At 44.5% G+C, this 17,451-nt stretch carries 14 protein-coding genes; 11 read left to right on the top strand and 3 right to left on the bottom strand.

Going from position 1 to position 17,451, the window contains the following annotated elements:
• Positions 1-81 precede the first annotated feature (81 nt).
• Positions 82-660, top strand: a complete 579-nt coding sequence (locus C6Y02_RS09615; RefSeq protein ID WP_106031127.1) for a branched-chain amino acid aminotransferase — start codon at positions 82-84, stop codon at positions 658-660.
• Positions 661-684: 24 nt separating this feature from the next.
• On the opposite strand, the gene C6Y02_RS09620 is transcribed toward C6Y02_RS09615, so the two are convergent.
• Entirely contained in the window at positions 685-1,455 is a 771-nt protein-coding gene (locus C6Y02_RS09620; RefSeq protein ID WP_066030806.1) for a DeoR/GlpR family DNA-binding transcription regulator, read from the bottom strand.
• A gap of 122 nt (positions 1,456-1,577) precedes the next feature.
• Here C6Y02_RS09620 and C6Y02_RS09625 point away from each other — a divergent pair, with 122 nt between their 5' ends.
• From C6Y02_RS09625 to C6Y02_RS09670, 10 genes are all read left to right on the top strand, one after another.
• Complete coding sequence (locus tag C6Y02_RS09625; protein ID WP_060596491.1) at positions 1,578-2,384, top strand: tyrosine-protein phosphatase; 807 nt, start codon at positions 1,578-1,580, stop codon at positions 2,382-2,384.
• Between the two features lie 24 nt (positions 2,385-2,408).
• Positions 2,409-3,947, top strand: coding sequence for a glycoside hydrolase family 10-like protein (locus tag C6Y02_RS09630; protein WP_106031128.1), 1,539 nt, complete (start codon positions 2,409-2,411; stop codon positions 3,945-3,947).
• A gap of 142 nt (positions 3,948-4,089) precedes the next feature.
• Positions 4,090-5,232, top strand: coding sequence for an acyl-CoA dehydrogenase family protein (locus C6Y02_RS09635; protein WP_106031129.1), 1,143 nt, complete (start codon positions 4,090-4,092; stop codon positions 5,230-5,232).
• A 42-nt stretch (positions 5,233-5,274) separates the two neighbouring features.
• A complete protein-coding gene (locus C6Y02_RS09640; RefSeq protein ID WP_106031130.1) occupies positions 5,275-6,912 on the top strand; it encodes an AMP-binding protein in 1,638 nt (545 codons plus the stop codon).
• Between the two features lie 8 nt (positions 6,913-6,920).
• Positions 6,921-8,270, top strand: a complete 1,350-nt coding sequence (locus C6Y02_RS09645) for an acetyl-CoA carboxylase biotin carboxylase subunit (RefSeq protein WP_060596487.1) — start codon at positions 6,921-6,923, stop codon at positions 8,268-8,270.
• Positions 8,267-8,482 (top strand): acetyl-CoA carboxylase biotin carboxyl carrier protein subunit, encoded by a 216-nt coding sequence (locus C6Y02_RS09650; RefSeq protein ID WP_106031131.1) that lies wholly within the window; start codon positions 8,267-8,269, stop codon positions 8,480-8,482. The genes C6Y02_RS09645 and C6Y02_RS09650 overlap by 4 nt, the downstream gene beginning before the upstream one ends.
• Before the next feature lie 11 nt (positions 8,483-8,493).
• Positions 8,494-9,402, top strand: a complete 909-nt coding sequence (locus tag C6Y02_RS09655; protein WP_060596486.1) for a hydroxymethylglutaryl-CoA lyase — start codon at positions 8,494-8,496, stop codon at positions 9,400-9,402.
• A gap of 14 nt (positions 9,403-9,416) precedes the next feature.
• Complete coding sequence (locus C6Y02_RS09660) at positions 9,417-10,199, top strand: enoyl-CoA hydratase (RefSeq protein WP_106031132.1); 783 nt, start codon at positions 9,417-9,419, stop codon at positions 10,197-10,199.
• Positions 10,200-10,217: 18 nt separating this feature from the next.
• Positions 10,218-11,741 (top strand): acyl-CoA carboxylase subunit beta, encoded by a 1,524-nt coding sequence (locus C6Y02_RS09665; protein WP_106031133.1) that lies wholly within the window; start codon positions 10,218-10,220, stop codon positions 11,739-11,741.
• Between the two features lie 13 nt (positions 11,742-11,754).
• The gene (locus C6Y02_RS09670) at positions 11,755-13,689 is read left to right on the top strand and encodes an AMP-binding protein (RefSeq protein ID WP_106031134.1); all 1,935 of its coding nucleotides are present in this window, start codon (positions 11,755-11,757) and stop codon (positions 13,687-13,689) included.
• Positions 13,690-13,718: 29 nt separating this feature from the next.
• On the opposite strand, the gene cysI is transcribed toward C6Y02_RS09670, so the two are convergent.
• Positions 13,719-15,437, bottom strand: coding sequence for an assimilatory sulfite reductase (NADPH) hemoprotein subunit (gene cysI, locus C6Y02_RS09675; RefSeq protein ID WP_106031135.1), 1,719 nt, complete (start codon positions 15,435-15,437; stop codon positions 13,719-13,721).
• A 37-nt stretch (positions 15,438-15,474) separates the two neighbouring features.
• Positions 15,475-17,295 (bottom strand): assimilatory sulfite reductase (NADPH) flavoprotein subunit, encoded by a 1,821-nt coding sequence (locus C6Y02_RS09680; RefSeq protein ID WP_106031136.1) that lies wholly within the window; start codon positions 17,293-17,295, stop codon positions 15,475-15,477.
• Between the last annotated feature and the right edge of the window lie 156 nt (positions 17,296-17,451).

A 17,451-nucleotide genomic window follows, 5' to 3' on the forward strand; every position in this document is an offset into this window, starting at 1 on the left:
ATATGCTGAGTCATATCTTTCTTTTCATGAGTTATGCTAAAATAATAAACGCACATGAAAGAGAAGAAAGGAGACATAGCCATGTCATTGCAAAATCGCTTACAAGATCTATTGAAAGAAGGACAAGCGCTGACAGACTTTGAATATGACGAAGCGGCGCGCCACAATTGGCCTTTAGAAGGTGCAAGAATAAAGGAAGAGGCACGCTTTAACGATGTATATATAGAGCGTGTAGACAAAGAATCCGAGGACATGATTCAAACAGAAGGCGCCTCATTTCTAAACACACCGCTTACATATGTAAAACAACATCAAAAAGAATTCATTTATATCGAATCGAAGTGGTTTGATGTGGTGAGAGTCGATGGATTAGCCATTGAATGGGACGAAGTGTTTCAAACGTATACCGTGTTATTCGGTTTAAAACGTCCTAAAAAAGACACAGGCATTTTAAAAGACATGCTGGCTCCATTAAATGGTGCGCAGCTTCAATTTAATGGGCAAGACGGCTTATTCGATGTGAATTTACAGCTTCTTGAGCTTGAGGACATCCACGAAGATATGCCTTTCATTGAAGTCATCTCAGCCGTATACCTTTTTTTATTCCGCATGATCATGCAGCTTGAAATGAATGAATCAAAAAACGGCTCAAATTCCTGAGCCGTTTTTTTGTGATCCATTTATTTACGTCTGCTCATTTGATGAAGGCGTGGCAAACCGTACATCATGCTCTTTTCCATATTGAAGATAATCTTCACTTGGCTGTTTATTCGTCACGACGACATCAAGATCGTGTAAATCACAAAACGTGGTCAAAGCGTAGTGATCGAACTTACTATCATCAACTAATAAAAACGTTTTGGCACTTTTTTCAACAACTGTCTTTTTAATATCCGTTTCAAGCGGGGACGAATTCGTGACTCCGTGATCAATGGATAAACCAGTTGATGCGATAAAGGCTTTATTGACATTGTAAGCTTTCAAACGCTCTACACTTTGATAGCCAACGAAAGAATTCGTTTTTCTCTCAAGCATCCCGCCAGTGGAAAAGATAGTGAGATTTTCATAAGGCATCGCCTGTGTAATAAAATCTACATTATTGGTCACAACGGTCACCTGTTTCTCAGTCAAATAGGGAAGCATCTCAAGTGTTGTCGTACCAGAATCAACAAAAATCATATCCCCATTTTCCACAAAAGCAGCAGCCGTTTGACCGATCAATTGCTTTTTACTCAGCTGACGAATCTTTCGTTCCTGATACACCACTAACGTTGAGTGGTTCACAGCCACTCCGCCATATACTTTTTTGAGCACGCCGGATTCGACCAATGCTTGTACATCTCGGCGTATCGTGTTTTTTGAGACGCCAAAATGCGCCACAAGCTCATCAAGTGAGGCAGATTCCCGGTCAAACACATACTCTTTGATTTGCTGAATCCGTTTTGTTTTGATCATGCTTCATATCTCCAATCCATCCGAATCTCCTTTTTCCATTATACCAAATGGCTTCTCTTTTCCCCATCTCAATAAAAGCGTATGATAGAGAAAAGAACGTAACGGAAAGGATTTTCACTTCTATGAATCAATCAAACAACCCATTTTCAAAGCTTGCGAATTTTAGAGAAGTAGGGGGACTTCAAACAACAGGTGAGATGGTGATCAGGCAGGGAATGATTTATCGATCCGCAGATCTATCGCGTCTCACAAAACAAGATATGTTGACGTTCTCAAAGCTTAGGATTCAAACCATTTGTGATCTCCGAACAAGCTCAGAACGCAAATCACATCCGCCAAAAATCAAGGAACACAACAAAATCGTTCATATCCCGATGCAGCCTGACAGTAAGATGCCAAGTAAGTGGACCATGTTTCGTATGCTGACAACTGAAGGGAAATCTCTTTCATTTGCACCGATTATGAAAGATTTATATCAAAGTATGCTCACAGAGCGTAAAGAAGAGATTCAGCAGCTGTTCTCGCTGCTTTCAGATAAGAGCAATTACCCGCTGATGCTTCACTGCACGAGCGGTAAGGACCGGACAGGCTTTTTATCTGCCCTCATTCAATTAGCAGCAGGTGTACCGATGCCGGCCGTTTTAAGTGAATATATGCGTTCCAATGAAGGTGTGAAAATGCTTGTCAGAAGGCAGCAGCGATTTGTCCGCATGATGAGTTTATACCGGGTGTCAAAAGAGCAAATTCAACCGCTTCTCGGTGTGCAGCAAGATTATCTGGAAGATGTGCTAAACGAAATGATGGACACATACGGAAGTGCAGAGCGGTATTTAATCGAGGCTTGCGAAATACCTGAAGCTCAGCTCAAGGAAATGAAAAACATCCTGCTGACACCATCTGCTGGCATTCGATCTCAAAAAGCGGAATAAACTGAATATGAGGTGATGCAAAAAATGCTGAAAAAAATCAGTATGACGTGTCTAACACTAATTTTGATGTTTGTATTCTTATTGATTCCTTCTAGCAGTCTAGCTCGTCCAATGCCAAAAGGGAAGCTTGAAAGCACAAGAGAGATGCGCGCGGTATGGATCGCATCGGTTTATAACCTAGATTGGCCTTCAAAGAAAGGACTGCCTGTCAAAGAGCAGAAACAAGAGTTTATTCATTTGTTAGATGAGATCAAAGCGATGAATATGAATGCCGTGATCATGCAAATTAAACCGACAGCAGATGCCTTTTATCCTTCGGCATACGGCCCGTGGTCCGAATATTTGACCGGGACACAAGGGAAAGATCCCGGGTATAACCCGCTTGAATTCATGATCGAAGAAGCTCATAAACGCGGGCTCGAATTTCACGCTTGGTTTAACCCGTATCGAATCACAATGAATCATACCGACCTCAGCCGTTTATCAGCCGATCACCCTGCAAAAAAACATCCAGATTGGACTATTGCGTACGGTAATCAGCTTTACTACAATCCAGGCATTCCTAAAGCTCAGGAGTTCATTGTCGGCAGCATAGAAGAAGTCGTGAAAAACTACGATATTGATGCAGTGCATATGGATGATTATTTTTACCCGAATAAAATAGCCGGTGTGCCGTTTCCAGATCAAGAAACGTATGAAACATATGGAAAAAAGGCATTCACGCATATAGAAGATTGGCGAAGAGATAATGTGAACCAATTGGTCAAGCAAATCAACGACACCGTGAAGAAAGTAAAGCCGTATGTGAAGTTTGGTATTAGCCCCTTCGGAGTCTGGCGCAACATAAAGGATGATCCGACTGGTTCAAACACCACAGCAGGGATGACCAACTATGATGATTTGTATGCTGATACAAGAGAGTGGATTCAGCAGCACGATATCGATTATGTCACCCCGCAAATTTACTGGAGCATCGGCTTTCAGGCAGCCGCATACGATGTGCTAACAAAATGGTGGTCAAATGAAGTGAAGGGAGAGCCTGTTCACCTGTACATTGGTCAGGCGACGTATAAAATTAATCAAAACAGTGATCCTGCTTGGTCTGATCCAGAAGAATACTTTCGGCAGATCAAACTGAACAGACAGTCGCCTCTCGTGCAGGGAAGCATGCACTTTAGCCTAAAGGATATCAATCGCAACCCTTTGAATGTCAAAAATCGATTGATAGAAGATGCTTACCGTAAACCGGCTCTCATTCCAGAAATGCCTTGGCTTCATCAGAAAGCGCCAAAAAAACCAATCATTCAATCTATTAAAAAGACAGCAGAGGGTGCGGCTTTACAGATCAAAAATGATCCGCAATCTACCGCATCCTATTACGCGGTCTATCGCTTGACGACGAAAGGAACATATGAATTGCTGCAAACCGTTAGAAAAGAAGCCGGCACGCTGACATCTGTCAAAAATCTTTCAGTTCATCAGAATAAGAGTGATACTTACAAAGTAACGGCTCTCAATCGACTTCATCACGAAAGCAAGCCTTCTACAATAAAAGTGAGATAACGAAAAAGCATGAATGAGGATTTTCTTCGTTCATGCTTTTTTCTATTATTTTTGTTTTAATTTTCTGAATTCAGCCAAGCTTGGCATGAAGCAGCCACTTGATTAATAAATATGATAGAAAAGAGCCAAAGGGGGAAACAAGATGGATTTTGAATTAACGAAAGAACAACAAATGATTCGGCAGATGGTCAAAGAATTCGCCAAGGAAGAAATTGCACCACTCGCTCAAACCATTGATGAACAGGCCGTATTCCCGGTCCAAACTTTTCAAAAAATGGGAGAACTCGGCTTGATGGGCATTCCTTTTCCAGAGAAATACGGAGGCTCAGGAGGAGATACGATCTCATATGCGCTCGCTGTAGAAGAAATCGGAAAACAGTGTGCCAGTACAGGTCTTAGCTATGCCGCAGCCGTTTCCTTAGGCGCAAGCCCGCTTTATTACTTCGGTACAGAGGAGCAAAAGATGGATCACCTTGTCCCGCTGGCATCTGGAACAGCACTCGGTTCCTTCGGATTAACAGAGCCAAATGCAGGATCAGATGCAAAAGGGACGAAAACAAAAGCGGTCAAAGACGGACAAGAGTATGTGATTAGCGGGGAGAAGTGCTGGATCACAAATGCCAATTTTGCCAGAACCATTATCGTCACAGCTGTCACGGATCATGATGAGAACGGTCGCCCGATCATCTCCGCCTTCATTGTAGAAAAAGGTCAAAAAGGGCTGTCCATTACAAATCCATACGACAAAATGGGGGTGCGCGGTTCAGATACGGCTGAAATCATTTTAGACAGCGTACGTGTACCAGCACATCATATATTAGGAGACCCAGCCAAAGGCTTCAAGCAATTTTTATATACATTAGACGGGGGACGCATATCAATTGCTGCCTTATCTGTTGGTATCGCGCAAGCTGCACTAGATGCTTCTCTCTCCTATGCAAAGGAAAGAAAGCAATTTGGGCAGACCCTCTCGTCCTTTCAAGCCATTCAATTTAAACTGGCAGATATGGCGATGCAAATAGAACTTGCTCGTCAAATGGTGTGGAAAGCCGCTTGGCTGAAAGATCATGGAAAGCCATTTACAAAAGAAGCTGCCTATGCCAAGCTTTTCGCTTCGGAAATGGCCACAAAAGCAAGTCTTGATGCTGTCCAAATTCACGGAGGAACAGGCTACATGAAAGAGTGCGGGGTAGAACGGCTTGTGAGAGATGCCAAGCTCATGGAAATCGGGGAAGGCACCTCTGAAATTCAGCGTCTAGTCATCGCGAGACAACTGCTATCATAACCCTTTTATGAAAACGCTTACCACTGATGGAGGAGGAAAATCATGATGTCGATTCATCCACAAACGATCGGCTCCCTATTAAAAGAGAAAAAGGAGCAGCACCCAGCACATGAAGCCATTGTGTATCCAGAACGTTCATTACGTTATTCATACGAAGCGTTTTTTAGAGAGGTCAAGGAAACAGGGAAAGGTCTTATGGCATTAGGGGTTCAAAAAGGGGATCATATCGCCATCATGGCACCTAATGTCCCTGAATGGCTCATGCTGCAATTCGCCTGCGCCTCCATTGGAGCCGTTCTTGTCACCGTGAATACGAACTTTCAATCACAAGAACTCGCTTACTTACTAAAGCACTCTGATAGCAGCATGCTGTTTATCGTTGACGGGTTTAAAGAGACATCATATGTCAGGATGCTTGAAAACCTCATTCCAGAGCTTCAAACAGGTCATCAAGACGAGATCACTTCATCATCATTTCCATATTTAAAAAGTGTTGTATATATTGGCGAGCACACGCCAAAGGGCATGCGCAGCTGGGACAGTATTCAAGCTGCTGCTAAAAGAATGGAGGATGATGCATGGGAGAAACGAATGGATGAGCTGGCGCCTGATGACGTTATTAATATGCAATATACCTCTGGCACAACCGGCTACCCAAAAGGCGTCATGCTCAGCCATACAAACATCGTCTGCAATGCCAGTCAGATCGCAGATTGCATGAAGCTCACCCATGAAGACCGCATGTGTATCCCCGTGCCGTTCTTTCATTGCTTTGGATCTGTTCTTGGCGTACTTGCTTGTCTCGCAAAAGGAGGCACGATCATTCCAATTGAATCTTTCCACCCAGAGCGAGTCCTTCAAACAGTGGAACAAGAGAAGTGCACTGTTCTTCACGGCGTCCCGACAATGTTCATTGCAGAGCTCGATCATCCGAATTTCCACCAATACGATCTGTCCACATTACGAACAGGCATTATGGCAGGATCTCTTTGCCCATCCCATGTGATGAAAGCAGTCATTGAACAAATGGGCCTGAAGGAGCTCACGATTGCCTACGGTCAGACCGAAAGCTCACCTGTCATTACCCAAACAAGAACAGATGATTCATTTGAAAGGCGGGTTCAAACAGTCGGTCGGGCACTTCCTCACATCGAGGTAAAAATCACCGCCCCAGGTACGCCGGATGAAGTACAAAGAGGAGAACAAGGCGAGCTGTGTACAAGAGGCTATCATGTGATGAAAGGCTACTATAAAAATGAAGAAGCCACAAATGAAGTCATTGATGAGGACGGGTGGCTTTATACAGGGGATTTAGCGGAGATGGATGAGGATGGCTATGTGAAAATCACAGGACGGCTGAAAGATATGATCATTAGAGGCGGGGAAAATGTTTATCCAAAAGAGATTGAAGACGTTCTTTACACGCATCCAGCCATTCTTGATGCACAGGTCGTTGGTATTCCTGACGAGACCTATGGAGAGGAAGCCGCCGCATTCATTCGGCTCAAACAAGGTCACACAGTGACGATTGAGTCATTAACCAGCTATTGTCAGTCACAAATGGCTCGCTACAAAATTCCAAAATATTTTTTCATCACAGACGAGTATCCGATGACCGCATCAGGGAAGATTCAAAAATTTCGTCTGAAAAAACAGGCGCTTGATCTAATAAAGGAGTGAGGGCAGCGATGTTCAAAAAAGTACTCATTGCGAATCGAGGCGAAATTGCTCGTAGAATTATTCGGACTTGTAAAAGGCTCGGGATCAACACCGTGGCTGTTTATTCAGAGGCAGATCAGCATGCGCTTCATGTGCAAGAAGCAGACAGCGCCTATCTCATTGGAGGCGCGAAAGTATCTGAAAGCTATTTAAACATGGAAGTGATCATCGAGGTTGCCAAGCAGACAAATACAGATGCCATCCACCCTGGATATGGCCTTTTATCAGAAAATGCGGGCTTTGCTGAACGCTGCCGCAGCGAAGGAATTATTTTTATTGGACCATCCGCACAGGTCATTCAGCGAATGGGGAATAAAATTGAAGCGAGAAAAACGATGGACCATGCGGGGATTCCCATTGTACCAGGCGTTTCAGCCCCGCTCCATGACGCAGAAGAAGGAGTCAGTAAAGCCCAGTCACTCGGTTATCCGATCATGCTCAAGGCATCAAGCGGAGGCGGGGGAATTGGCATGCAGCTTGTGCGAAATGACGAGGAGCTGCATAAAGCTTTTGAAGGAAATCAAAAAAGAGCGCAAAGTTTTTTCAACGACGGGACGCTTTATATGGAAAAGGTCATTGAAGACGCGCGGCACATTGAAATTCAGGTCCTCTTTGATTCCTTCGGCCATGGGGTTCACTTATTTGAGCGCGACTGTTCACTCCAAAGAAGACACCAGAAAATCATCGAAGAAGCACCTGCCGCCTGTCTCGATGAATCAGTGAGACAACAGATGGGACAGATGGCCGTCAAAGCAGCCAAAGCCATTGGCTATGAAAATGCAGGGACGATTGAATGTTTAGTCGATCAAAACCAACAATTTTATTTTCTAGAGATGAACACGAGATTACAAGTAGAGCACCCTGTCACAGAAGAAATTACAGGTATTGATCTTGTCGAGGAGCAGCTGAAAATCGCTGCATCAGAGCCGCTTTCCTTCATTCAGGAGGATATTCATCAAATTGGGCATGCCATCGAGGTCAGAATCTATGCGGAGGACCCCGTTACCTTTTATCCGTCACCAGGAACAATCACTCGGCTATTTATGCCAGAAGCTCCCTATATACGCCATGAATCAAGTGTGACAAGCGGGAGCGTCATTACCCCATATTACGATCCAATGATTGCGAAGATGATCGTTTACGGTGATACACGAAAACTTGCAATAGAACGATTAAAAAATGCGTTACAAGCATATGAAATAGAAGGGATCAAAACCAACTTACCGCTTTTAAGGGAAATGGCTGGATCTTCTGCTTTCTTACATGGCAGCATCACAACCGATTTTCTCATGAAAAAAAGGGAGGGGAACCGTTCATGAAAATGGTCACGATACAAATGGCCGGAAACTTATGGAAGCTTCTTGTGAAAAAAGGCGATGAAGTGCAAAAAGGACAGGAGGTCGCTATCTTGGAATCAATGAAAATGGAGATTCCAATTGTTGCAGAAGAGGCTGGTGTCATCAGCAAAGTGTATAAGGCAGAGGGGGAATTTGTCGATGAAGGAGAGGTCCTTCTAGAGCTGACAGAATAGGAGGGAGCGAGATGGCATTACCAAAGCGTGTACTTATCAGAGAGGTCGGCCCGCGGGACGGACTGCAAAATGAATCCACTTGGCTGGACACAAGCGAGAAGCAAAGGTGGATTGAACTGCTCACAGCAGCCCGGCTCCCTTATATTGAAGTCACCTCATTTGTTCATCCTAAATGGGTCCCAGCCTTAAAAGACGCCAAAGAGTTAGCTCAATCCTTACACAAAAATGACAACATCACCTATGCAGCACTCATTCCTAATGAAAAAGGCTTGGCTCACTTTTTTGAAGCAAATCTTGACGCAGGCGCTATGTTTATCTCTTCGAGTGAAACACATAACAAAAAAAATATGAATCAATCCATCCACGAAACACTTCCTGTCATCAAACAAATGACAGCTGATTTAAAAGCAGCAGGAAAGATCACGCGCGTATATATTTCTACCGTGTTTGGCTGCCCTTATGAACATCAAGTGCCAATGGATCAAGTTCTGCGGTTAACGGATATTCTGCTCTCTTATGGCATTGATGAAATATCACTCGGCGACACCATTGGAGAAGCCCATCCGCTTCAAGTAGAAAGGCGATTAGACATTTTACTTGAACGTTTTCCTGCTGATAAAATCGCTCTACATTTTCACGATACGAAGGGGATGGGTCTTGCCAATATTTATACGGCATTAAAAGCGGGAATCACAACATTTGACTCCTCTAGCGGCGGGCTTGGTGGCTGCCCATATGCACCTGGCTCTAGCGGAAATGTCGCGACAGAAGATGTAGTGCATATGCTTCAAAAACTAGGAATTAAAACAAATATCGATTTTCCTGCATTGATAAAAGCGGCAGAATGGATCGAAACAAAAGTAGAACGAACCCTGCCTAGTCATTGTTTACGTGCTTTTCACTCTCATACTACTTCATAAAGGATGAATGTGACATGACATCATTGGTTAATTTTATGATACAAGATGAACGGATTGGGATCATGACCTTAAACAGGCCGGAACAAGCGAATTCCCTATCCGCTGCGATGCTTGAGGAAATCAATCAAATCATTCAAGAAATCAAACACGATGAAAGCATCCGCTGTCTGCTCATTACAGGAGCTGGTTCTAACGTTTTTTGCGCAGGAGCTGATTTAAAAGAGCGACGACTGATGACAGAAGAAGAAGCAAAAGCGGCGGTTCTGTCGATTCAGCAAACCTTTACAGAAATTGACTCCCTTCCTGTGCCTGTCATTGCCGTGATGAATGGACACGCACTCGGCGGAGGCCTTGAGCTCGCACTGGCTTGTGATCTCCGCATCGCACGAGCCGGAGCAAGACTCGGCCTGCCAGAAACTGGACTAGCCATCATACCAGGAGCCGGAGGAACCCAGCGGCTTCCGCGCCTGATTGGACTCGGTAAAGCAAAAGAACTGATTTTCACAGGTGGTTCATTACAAGCTGAAGAAGCCATTCAAATCGGGTTGATTGAGCACCTCTCTTTAGCAGATTCTCTTATGGATGACGCCATTTCTCTCGCAAAACAAATCGCCAAAAACGGTCCAATTGCTTTAAAAGAAGCGAAACAAGCGATTCAAATGAGCCTTGATCATGATTTACGTACAGGTCTGATGAAGGAATACGAAGCCTATGTACGGCTCATTGATACAGAAGATCGAATGGAGGGACTTCAAGCTTTCCAAGAAAAACGAACGCCTCATTACCGAGGCAACTAGCAAGAAAGGGGAATGGGCATGATCGAAGAATATGAAGTGAAAAAACAGCGGATTGTAAAAGGAGGAGCCGAACGATACCATCAAAAAAACAAAGAAAAAGGAAAATTGTTCGTCCGTGACCGGCTCCAGTTGTTATTAGATGAGGATTCTTTCATTGAGGATGCCATGTTTGCCGAGTGTAAAGATCAACATTTACCAGCAGATGGGGTTGTCACAGGGACGGGGCGGATGAATGGGCAAACGGTTTGCGTCATGGCGAATGATTCTACCGTCAAAGCTGGATCATGGGGCGTCAAAACGGTAGAAAAAATCATTAGAATCCAAGAAACAGCGGAAAAGCTCAACTGCCCGATGCTGTATTTAGTCGATTCTGCGGGTGCAAGAATCACCGATCAAATTGCCATGTTTCCAGGCAGAAGGGGCGCGGGTCGCATTTTTTATAACCAGGTGAAGCTGTCTGGACGTATCCCGCAAATTTGTTTACTATTTGGTCCTTCTGCAGCAGGAGGTGCTTACATTCCTGCTTTTTGTGACATCGTTATTATGGTCGAAGGGAATGCCTCGATGTATTTAGGCTCTCCGAGAATGGCCGAAATGGTGATTGGAGAAAAAGTATCACTAGAAGAAATGGGCGGGGCAAACATGCATTGCAGCATATCAGGATGTGGTGATATTTTAGCCAAAACAGAGGAAGAAGCCATTCAAATCGCTCGCGACTATTTAACCTACATGCCTGCCAACTATACAGAGAAACCAAAACGGGCAGCCGCCAAAGCACCTCAGCCATCTGAGATGACCATCCAAGACCTTATCCCTAAGGGGCAGAATACCCCTTTTGATATGTATCAGCTCATTGATTTACTCATTGATGAAGGGTCATTTTTTGAAATCAAAAAACTGTTTGCCGCGGAGCTGATTACAGGCTTTGGCCGCATGAATGGTCAGCCTGTTGGTCTTATTGCCAACCAGCCGAGGGTGAAAGGCGGGGTGTTATTCCATGACTCAGCTGACAAAGCCGCCAAGTTTATTCAGCTATGTGACGCCTTTCATATCCCGCTCCTTTTCCTTGCGGATATACCGGGGTTTATGATCGGAACAAAAGTGGAACAAGCTGGCATTATTAGACACGGGGCGAAAATGATCTCCGCTATGTCAGAGGCAACCGTTCCGAAAATATCGGTCATTGTGCGGAAAGCATACGGTGCAGGTTTATATGCAATGGCAGGACCAGCGTTTGAACCAGACTGCTGTCTCGCTCTTCCATCAGCGCAAATTGCTGTCATGGGACCAGAAGCAGCTGTAAATGCTGTCTATGCAAATAAGATTGCCGAGCTGCCTGCCGAAGAGAGAGCTGCATTTATCCAAGAGAAACGTAAGGAATATCAGGAAGATATGAATATATATGAGCTTGCCTCTGAAATGATTGTCGATGGCGTCATCCCGTTTGACCACCTGCGAGCTGAGCTTTGTCATCGATTACAAGCCTATTCCTCAAAAGAGATGACATTTACAAGACGAAAACATCCCGTCTATCCGGTCTAAAGGGGGCATCCTTATGATGAACCTGAAACCAGCATGGGTACCGGAAGAGCAGAAGGTCAAACATACACGTCTTTACAAATGGATGCACTCACTTGGTTTCTCTACTTATGATGCATTCTACAAAGCTAGTATCGAGCGTACCGATTGGTTTTGGAGAGAAGCTGAAAAGGCGGTCGGCATCAAGTGGAAGATGCCGTATGAAGCCGCATTAGGTCAAGATTCATTCATGTGGCCGAAGTGGTATAAAGGCGGTCAACTAAACATAACCGAAACCGCCGTGGACAAATGGGCAGAGAACGAAGAGACCCAGCATCAGCCAGCCGTGATTTGGAGAAATGAAGTTGGGGCAGAGAGGAAATGGACGTATCTCGACCTTCAGGAAAAGGTTAATCGCCTCGCTGCTGGTTTTTTGAAGAATGGGCTTCAAAAAGGAGATGTAGCGGTCATTTATATGCCAATGCTTCCTGAAACGGTTGCCGTCATGCTAGCCTTTGCAAAAATTGGTGTCATCTTTAGCCCCGTCTTCTCCGGATATGGAAGCGAGCCTCTTGCCGTGCGTATTCGTGCGGCAGGTGCAACCATTGTCGTCACAGGCTCCGACATGACGCGACGCGGGAAGACGATCAATATGCGGGAATGTGCGGCAGATGCGATTCACAAAACAGACACTGTCAAAACCGTCATTGTACACACTCCCTCTCATACTGAATATGAAGGAGATATCAGGCTAAACGATTTGTTAAAAGAAGATCCGTTAAGTGAAACGACCTATCTCACAAATGAAGAGCCTCTCATGATCTTATATACTTCTGGAACAACTGGTACGCCAAAAGGAGCTGTCCATACACACGCAGGCTTCCCTGTAAAAGCTGCTTTTGACGCCGGTCTTTGTATGGACGTTGCAAAAGGAGACCGTTTGTTTTGGCTCACAGACATGGGCTGGATGATGGGGCCATTTCTCGTCTTTGGCGGCTTGATCAATGGAGCTGCAATCGTTTTATATGACGGTGCACCCGATTATCCAGATGAACAGCACCTCTGGTCATTCATCCACAAGCAAAAAGTCACCCATTTTGGACTTTCACCTACTTTTGTTCGGTCTGCGATGCAGCAAAACCTTTCAGGTATTCAGCTGCCGCATGTCAAAACCATCATTTCTACAGGTGAGCCGTGGAATGAAGCACCATGGCAATGGCTTTTTGACAAAATCGGTCAAAAGCACATTCCGATCCTAAATTATTCAGGGGGAACAGAGGTCTCTGGCGGAATTGTAGGAAGTACGCTGCTTCGCCCAATCAAACCAGTCCTTTTTAATGCGGCGATCTTAGGAATGGCGGCAGATGTATATAATGAAGCAGGTCAGAGCGTCATAAATGAAGTAGGAGAGCTTGTTGTGAAAAAGCCATGGGTCGGCATGACATGTGGTTTTTGGAAAGATCCGGGGCGATATGAAGACACGTATTTCAGACGATTTGATGGGGTGTGGACACATGGGGATTGGGTGATGCAATCAGCGGATGGCACATTCCATATCACGGGCAGATCGGATGATGTCATTAATTCAGCAGGAAAACGTGTCGGTCCAGCAGAAATTGAATCCATTCTTGTCGGACATCCAGCCGTACACGAGGCAGCTGTAATTGGGGTAAAGGATGAGGTGAAAGGGGAGGCACTCGTGTGCTTCATCGTGACTAGCTCACAATCTTGTGACGAAGCAAAACTGATTCGAGAGCTCAAAACACATGTTGGTTCACACGCGGGAAAAGCTCTCATGCCAAAGGAAATTCATCTCATTTCAACTTTACCGAAAACAAGAAACGGAAAAATCGTCCGGCGTTTATTAAAAGGAGCCTATGAACAGCAGCCCTCACCAGATCTTTCTTCTTTAGACAATCCTCATGTGTACAAAAGCATTTGCGAGTACTTGAAACGGAAACAGAATCCATAGAAAAAGACAGGAGAGTGTCCTGTCTTTTTCTATTGCACATGAAAATTCGTGCCATCTGTTGTTTCTTTGACAATCCCTGCCCGAACGACAAAATCACCGAAATGTTCTTGGTCTTCTCGTTCTTTTGCATAGCGAGGGAGCAGAGAGCCAAGCTCGTTTAAAATGTCTTCCTCACCAACATTTTCACGGTACAGCTTACTTAATCTGCTGCCATCAAACGCAGCGCCAAGATACATGTTGTATTTGCCAGGTGATTTGCCGATAAAGCCAATTTCACCTAACGCATGGCGGGCACAACCATTTGGACATCCAGTCATTCGAATCGTGATTTCTTTATCACTTAAGCCGTTTTCTTCGACAATCTCTTCAATTTTGTCAATCAAGCGTGGAAGGTAGCGTTCTGCTTCTGCCATCGCTAAGCCGCATGTTGGAAGAGAAACACAGGCCATTGAACTGCGGCGCAGTGCAGAGTGCTGCTGGCCAGCTGATAAACCGAACTCCTGAATGAGCTGCTCGATTTGTTTCTTTTTATGAGATGTGACATTTCCAATTATTAAATTTTGATTCGCTGTTAAGCGGAAGTCTCCTGTATGAATCTTTGCAATTTCCCGAATACCTGTCATCAGCGGGTAGTCATCGTAATCCGTGATGCGGCCGCCTTCTACAAACATCGTATAATGCCATCTGCCATTGATGCCTTTTACCCAGCCATAGCGGTCTCCGTTATGATCAAAGTGATAATCTTTTGCATCTAAAAGGGCAAACCCAAGGCGTCGTTCAAGCTCTTCTTTTACATTCTCAAGACCGAGGCGGTCCACTGTATATTTAAAGCGGGCGTTTTTTCGCACCGAACGGTTTCCATAGTCACGCTGAATGGTAATCACTTGTTTCGCAATCTCTACAACTTGTTCCGGTGTACAAAAGCCAATCACTTTTGCAAGCTGAGGATAGGTCGCTGTATCACCATGAGTCATGCCCATTCCACCGCCAATTGCGACATTAAAGCCGATCAATTGCTCATTTTCGATGATCGCAATGAAGCCTAAATCCTGCGAAAAGACATCAATATCGTTAGCAGGAGGGACCGCCACACCAATCTTGAATTTTCTTGGCAAATAAAGCGGGCCATACATCGGCTCAACTTCCGTATCAGGCGTTGCCGCTACCTTTTCCTCATCAAGCCAAATTTCATGATACGCTCTTGTTTGCGGAAGCAGGTCATCACTTAATTTTTTGGCCAGCTCGTATACATCATGGTGCACTTCTGATTGATAGGGGTTTGATGTACACATGACATTCCGGTTCACGTCGCCGCAAGCAGCGATTGTATCTAGCATAGTAGAATGGATGTCTTGAATGGTCTTTTTCATGTTCCATTTTAAAATACCGTGAAGCTGAAAGGTTTCACGAGTAGTCAGCTTTAACGTACCGTTTCCGTATTTGTGAGCAAGCTCATCCATCACTAGCCACTGCTTAGATGTGGCGATTCCGCCAGGCAGGCGTAGGCGCAGCATAAATTGATAGGCTGGCTCAAGCTTTTGTTTTTGCCGTTCATTTCTGAGGTCTCGATCATCCTGTAAATAGCTGCCGTGATGCTTCATCAGGCGGTTGTCATCATCAGGAATTCCCGCTGAAATCGGATCAAGCATCACTTCTTTTAACGTACCCCGTAAATAATCACTTTTTTCTTTGATTTCCTCTACGTCGCTCGGAGGTCCATCCGGCGCTGTTAATGCTGTCTTCACCATGTAAGTAAAAGCTCCTTTCTTTCAAGCATCAAATCAATCAATATACGTCACGCTGATAGCGTTTTTGCTGCTGCAAATTGGCTAAATAGCTTTCTGCTTTCTCCTTGCTCATCGCACCTTCTTCTTGGATGATCGATAGAAGGGTACCATGAACATCATGCGCCATATGCTTTTCATCTCCGCAAACATATACATAGGCACCTTGCTCCAGCCATTCGAATAATTCTTTACTTTGTTTCTTCATTTGGTGCTGGACATATACTTTTTCCTCTGAATCTCTTGAAAAAGCCACATCCATTTTCGTTAAGACACCATCTTTTAACCACTTTTGCCATTCGGTTTGATATAAGAAGTCCGTCACAAAGTGCTGATCACCGAAGAATAACCATGATTTTCCGTTAGCACCGATTTCTTCTCGTTCCTGCATAAACGAACGGAAAGGAGCGATACCTGTGCCTGGTCCCACCATAATGATCGGTGCATCAGGGTTTTCAGGAAGCTTAAAGTTTTGGTTGTGCTGGATATAAACAGGCAGTGTATCACCTGGCTCTAAGCGCTCCGCACATAAGATGGAGCAGACACCTTGGCGTTCTCTCCCGTGTGCATCATATCTCACAGCACCTATTGTCAAATGAACTTCTTCTTCATTGGCTTTCAGGCTGCTTGCAATCGAATAAAGGCGTGCAGGGATTTTTCTTAAAATAGCGGTGAAATCTGCGGCTGTTCCTTCAAAAGGACCAAAATCGCGAGCAGCATCTACTAGATCTCTTCCTGCTATATACGCTTTTAACTTTTCTTCATTCCCTTCTTCTAAAAGGGCATGGAGGGCTTCACTTTTTGTAAAGTCCGCCATCTTTTGAAGAAGGGGTTTTGTTAATACTGTAATCTCAAAGTGCGAGGTGAGTGCTTCTTTCAAAAGAAGAGTGTCGCCGTTTTTATGCACGGTTACGGCTTCCTCTGCATTCCATCCGCATGTCGTGAGCAGTTCATCAACAAGCGCAGGATCATTTGTTGGATAAATACCAAGACTGTCACCCGGCTCATAAACAAGTCCTGATCCTTCAAGAGAGAGCTCCAAATGGCGGGTTTCTTTGTTAGAACCGCGGCCATTTAGGTTGATATTTTCAAGAACTTCCGCATAAAAAGGATTCATTCTTGAGTATTCAGAAGCTGTTGTTTGGTTGGTTGCTCCTGCTGATTCTTGCGGGAATGCTGCGGCTTCACCTTCGCTAAGTGCCGATGTCACCCCTTGAAGCCATTCAGAAAACGGCTCATCATAATCAAGGTCACAATCCACTCGGCCTATAAGACGCGTTCCGCCAAGTTCTTTGAAGCGCTCATCAAATTCTTTTCCAGTCTGACAGAAGAATTCGTAAGAGCTGTCGCCAAGCGAAAGAACAGAAAAGCTTAAATGATCGAGCTTTGGCGCACGTCTACCATGGACATATTCATGGAAAGAAAGGGCATTATCAGGCGGATCTCCCTCGCCATGTGTGCTGACGATCATCAGTAAATTGTGTATTTTTTTCAGATTATTTGGTTTAAAATCTGACATAGAAGAGAGCGTCACTTGAAAACCTTTCTCCTCGAGATGCTGCGCTGTCTTTTTTGCTAACCCTTCGGAATTGCCTGTTTGCGAGCCATAAAGTACGGTCACATCTTTACTGACAGGCTGCGCAGGGGCTGCGGCAGAAGGAGTAGGGGCCAGAGTGGCCGTTTCTGATCCGGCTAGAGCTGCCTGTGCTGATAAATAACCGGTAAGCCAAATTTTTTGTTGATCTGTTAAAGTCGGAAGCAGCTGATTGAGTAGCTCTGCCTGCTGCTGATTAAACGGACTGTTCAATACATGAAGTTGCAACGATATCCACCTCACAAGGAATATAAACATAGATTAATTCGATAGGAATTATATATATAGGTTCAATTTGAACTTTACCGAAAGTTTGCCATTAAGTAAAATATATAATATTGATTGTCATGATTAAGATTTCTAATACCTTTACAAGGTAGATGA

This window comes from Bacillus sp. NMCC4 (assembly GCF_002998555.1).
GTDB lineage: Bacteria > Bacillota > Bacilli > Bacillales > Bacillaceae > Bacillus.

Bases quoted from the DNA above. Each gene is read 5' to 3' on its own strand.
- C6Y02_RS09645 (WP_060596487.1), top strand. From the start codon at position 6,921: ATGTTCAAAAAAGTACTCATTGCGAATCGAGGCGAAATTGCTCGTAGA.
- C6Y02_RS09670 (WP_106031134.1), top strand. From the start codon at position 11,755: ATGATGAACCTGAAACCAGCATGGGTACCGGAAGAGCAGAAGGTCAAA.
- C6Y02_RS09650 (WP_106031131.1), top strand. From the start codon at position 8,267: ATGAAAATGGTCACGATACAAATGGCCGGAAACTTATGGAAGCTTCTT.
- C6Y02_RS09665 (WP_106031133.1), top strand. From the start codon at position 10,218: ATGATCGAAGAATATGAAGTGAAAAAACAGCGGATTGTAAAAGGAGGA.
- cysI (WP_106031135.1), bottom strand. From the start codon at position 15,437: ATGGTGAAGACAGCATTAACAGCGCCGGATGGACCTCCGAGCGACGTA.
- C6Y02_RS09615 (WP_106031127.1), top strand. From the start codon at position 82: ATGTCATTGCAAAATCGCTTACAAGATCTATTGAAAGAAGGACAAGCG.
- C6Y02_RS09625 (WP_060596491.1), top strand. From the start codon at position 1,578: ATGAATCAATCAAACAACCCATTTTCAAAGCTTGCGAATTTTAGAGAA.
- C6Y02_RS09660 (WP_106031132.1), top strand. From the start codon at position 9,417: ATGACATCATTGGTTAATTTTATGATACAAGATGAACGGATTGGGATC.
- C6Y02_RS09655 (WP_060596486.1), top strand. From the start codon at position 8,494: ATGGCATTACCAAAGCGTGTACTTATCAGAGAGGTCGGCCCGCGGGAC.
- C6Y02_RS09620 (WP_066030806.1), bottom strand. From the start codon at position 1,455: ATGATCAAAACAAAACGGATTCAGCAAATCAAAGAGTATGTGTTTGAC.
- C6Y02_RS09640 (WP_106031130.1), top strand. From the start codon at position 5,275: ATGATGTCGATTCATCCACAAACGATCGGCTCCCTATTAAAAGAGAAA.
- C6Y02_RS09630 (WP_106031128.1), top strand. From the start codon at position 2,409: ATGCTGAAAAAAATCAGTATGACGTGTCTAACACTAATTTTGATGTTT.
- C6Y02_RS09635 (WP_106031129.1), top strand. From the start codon at position 4,090: ATGGATTTTGAATTAACGAAAGAACAACAAATGATTCGGCAGATGGTC.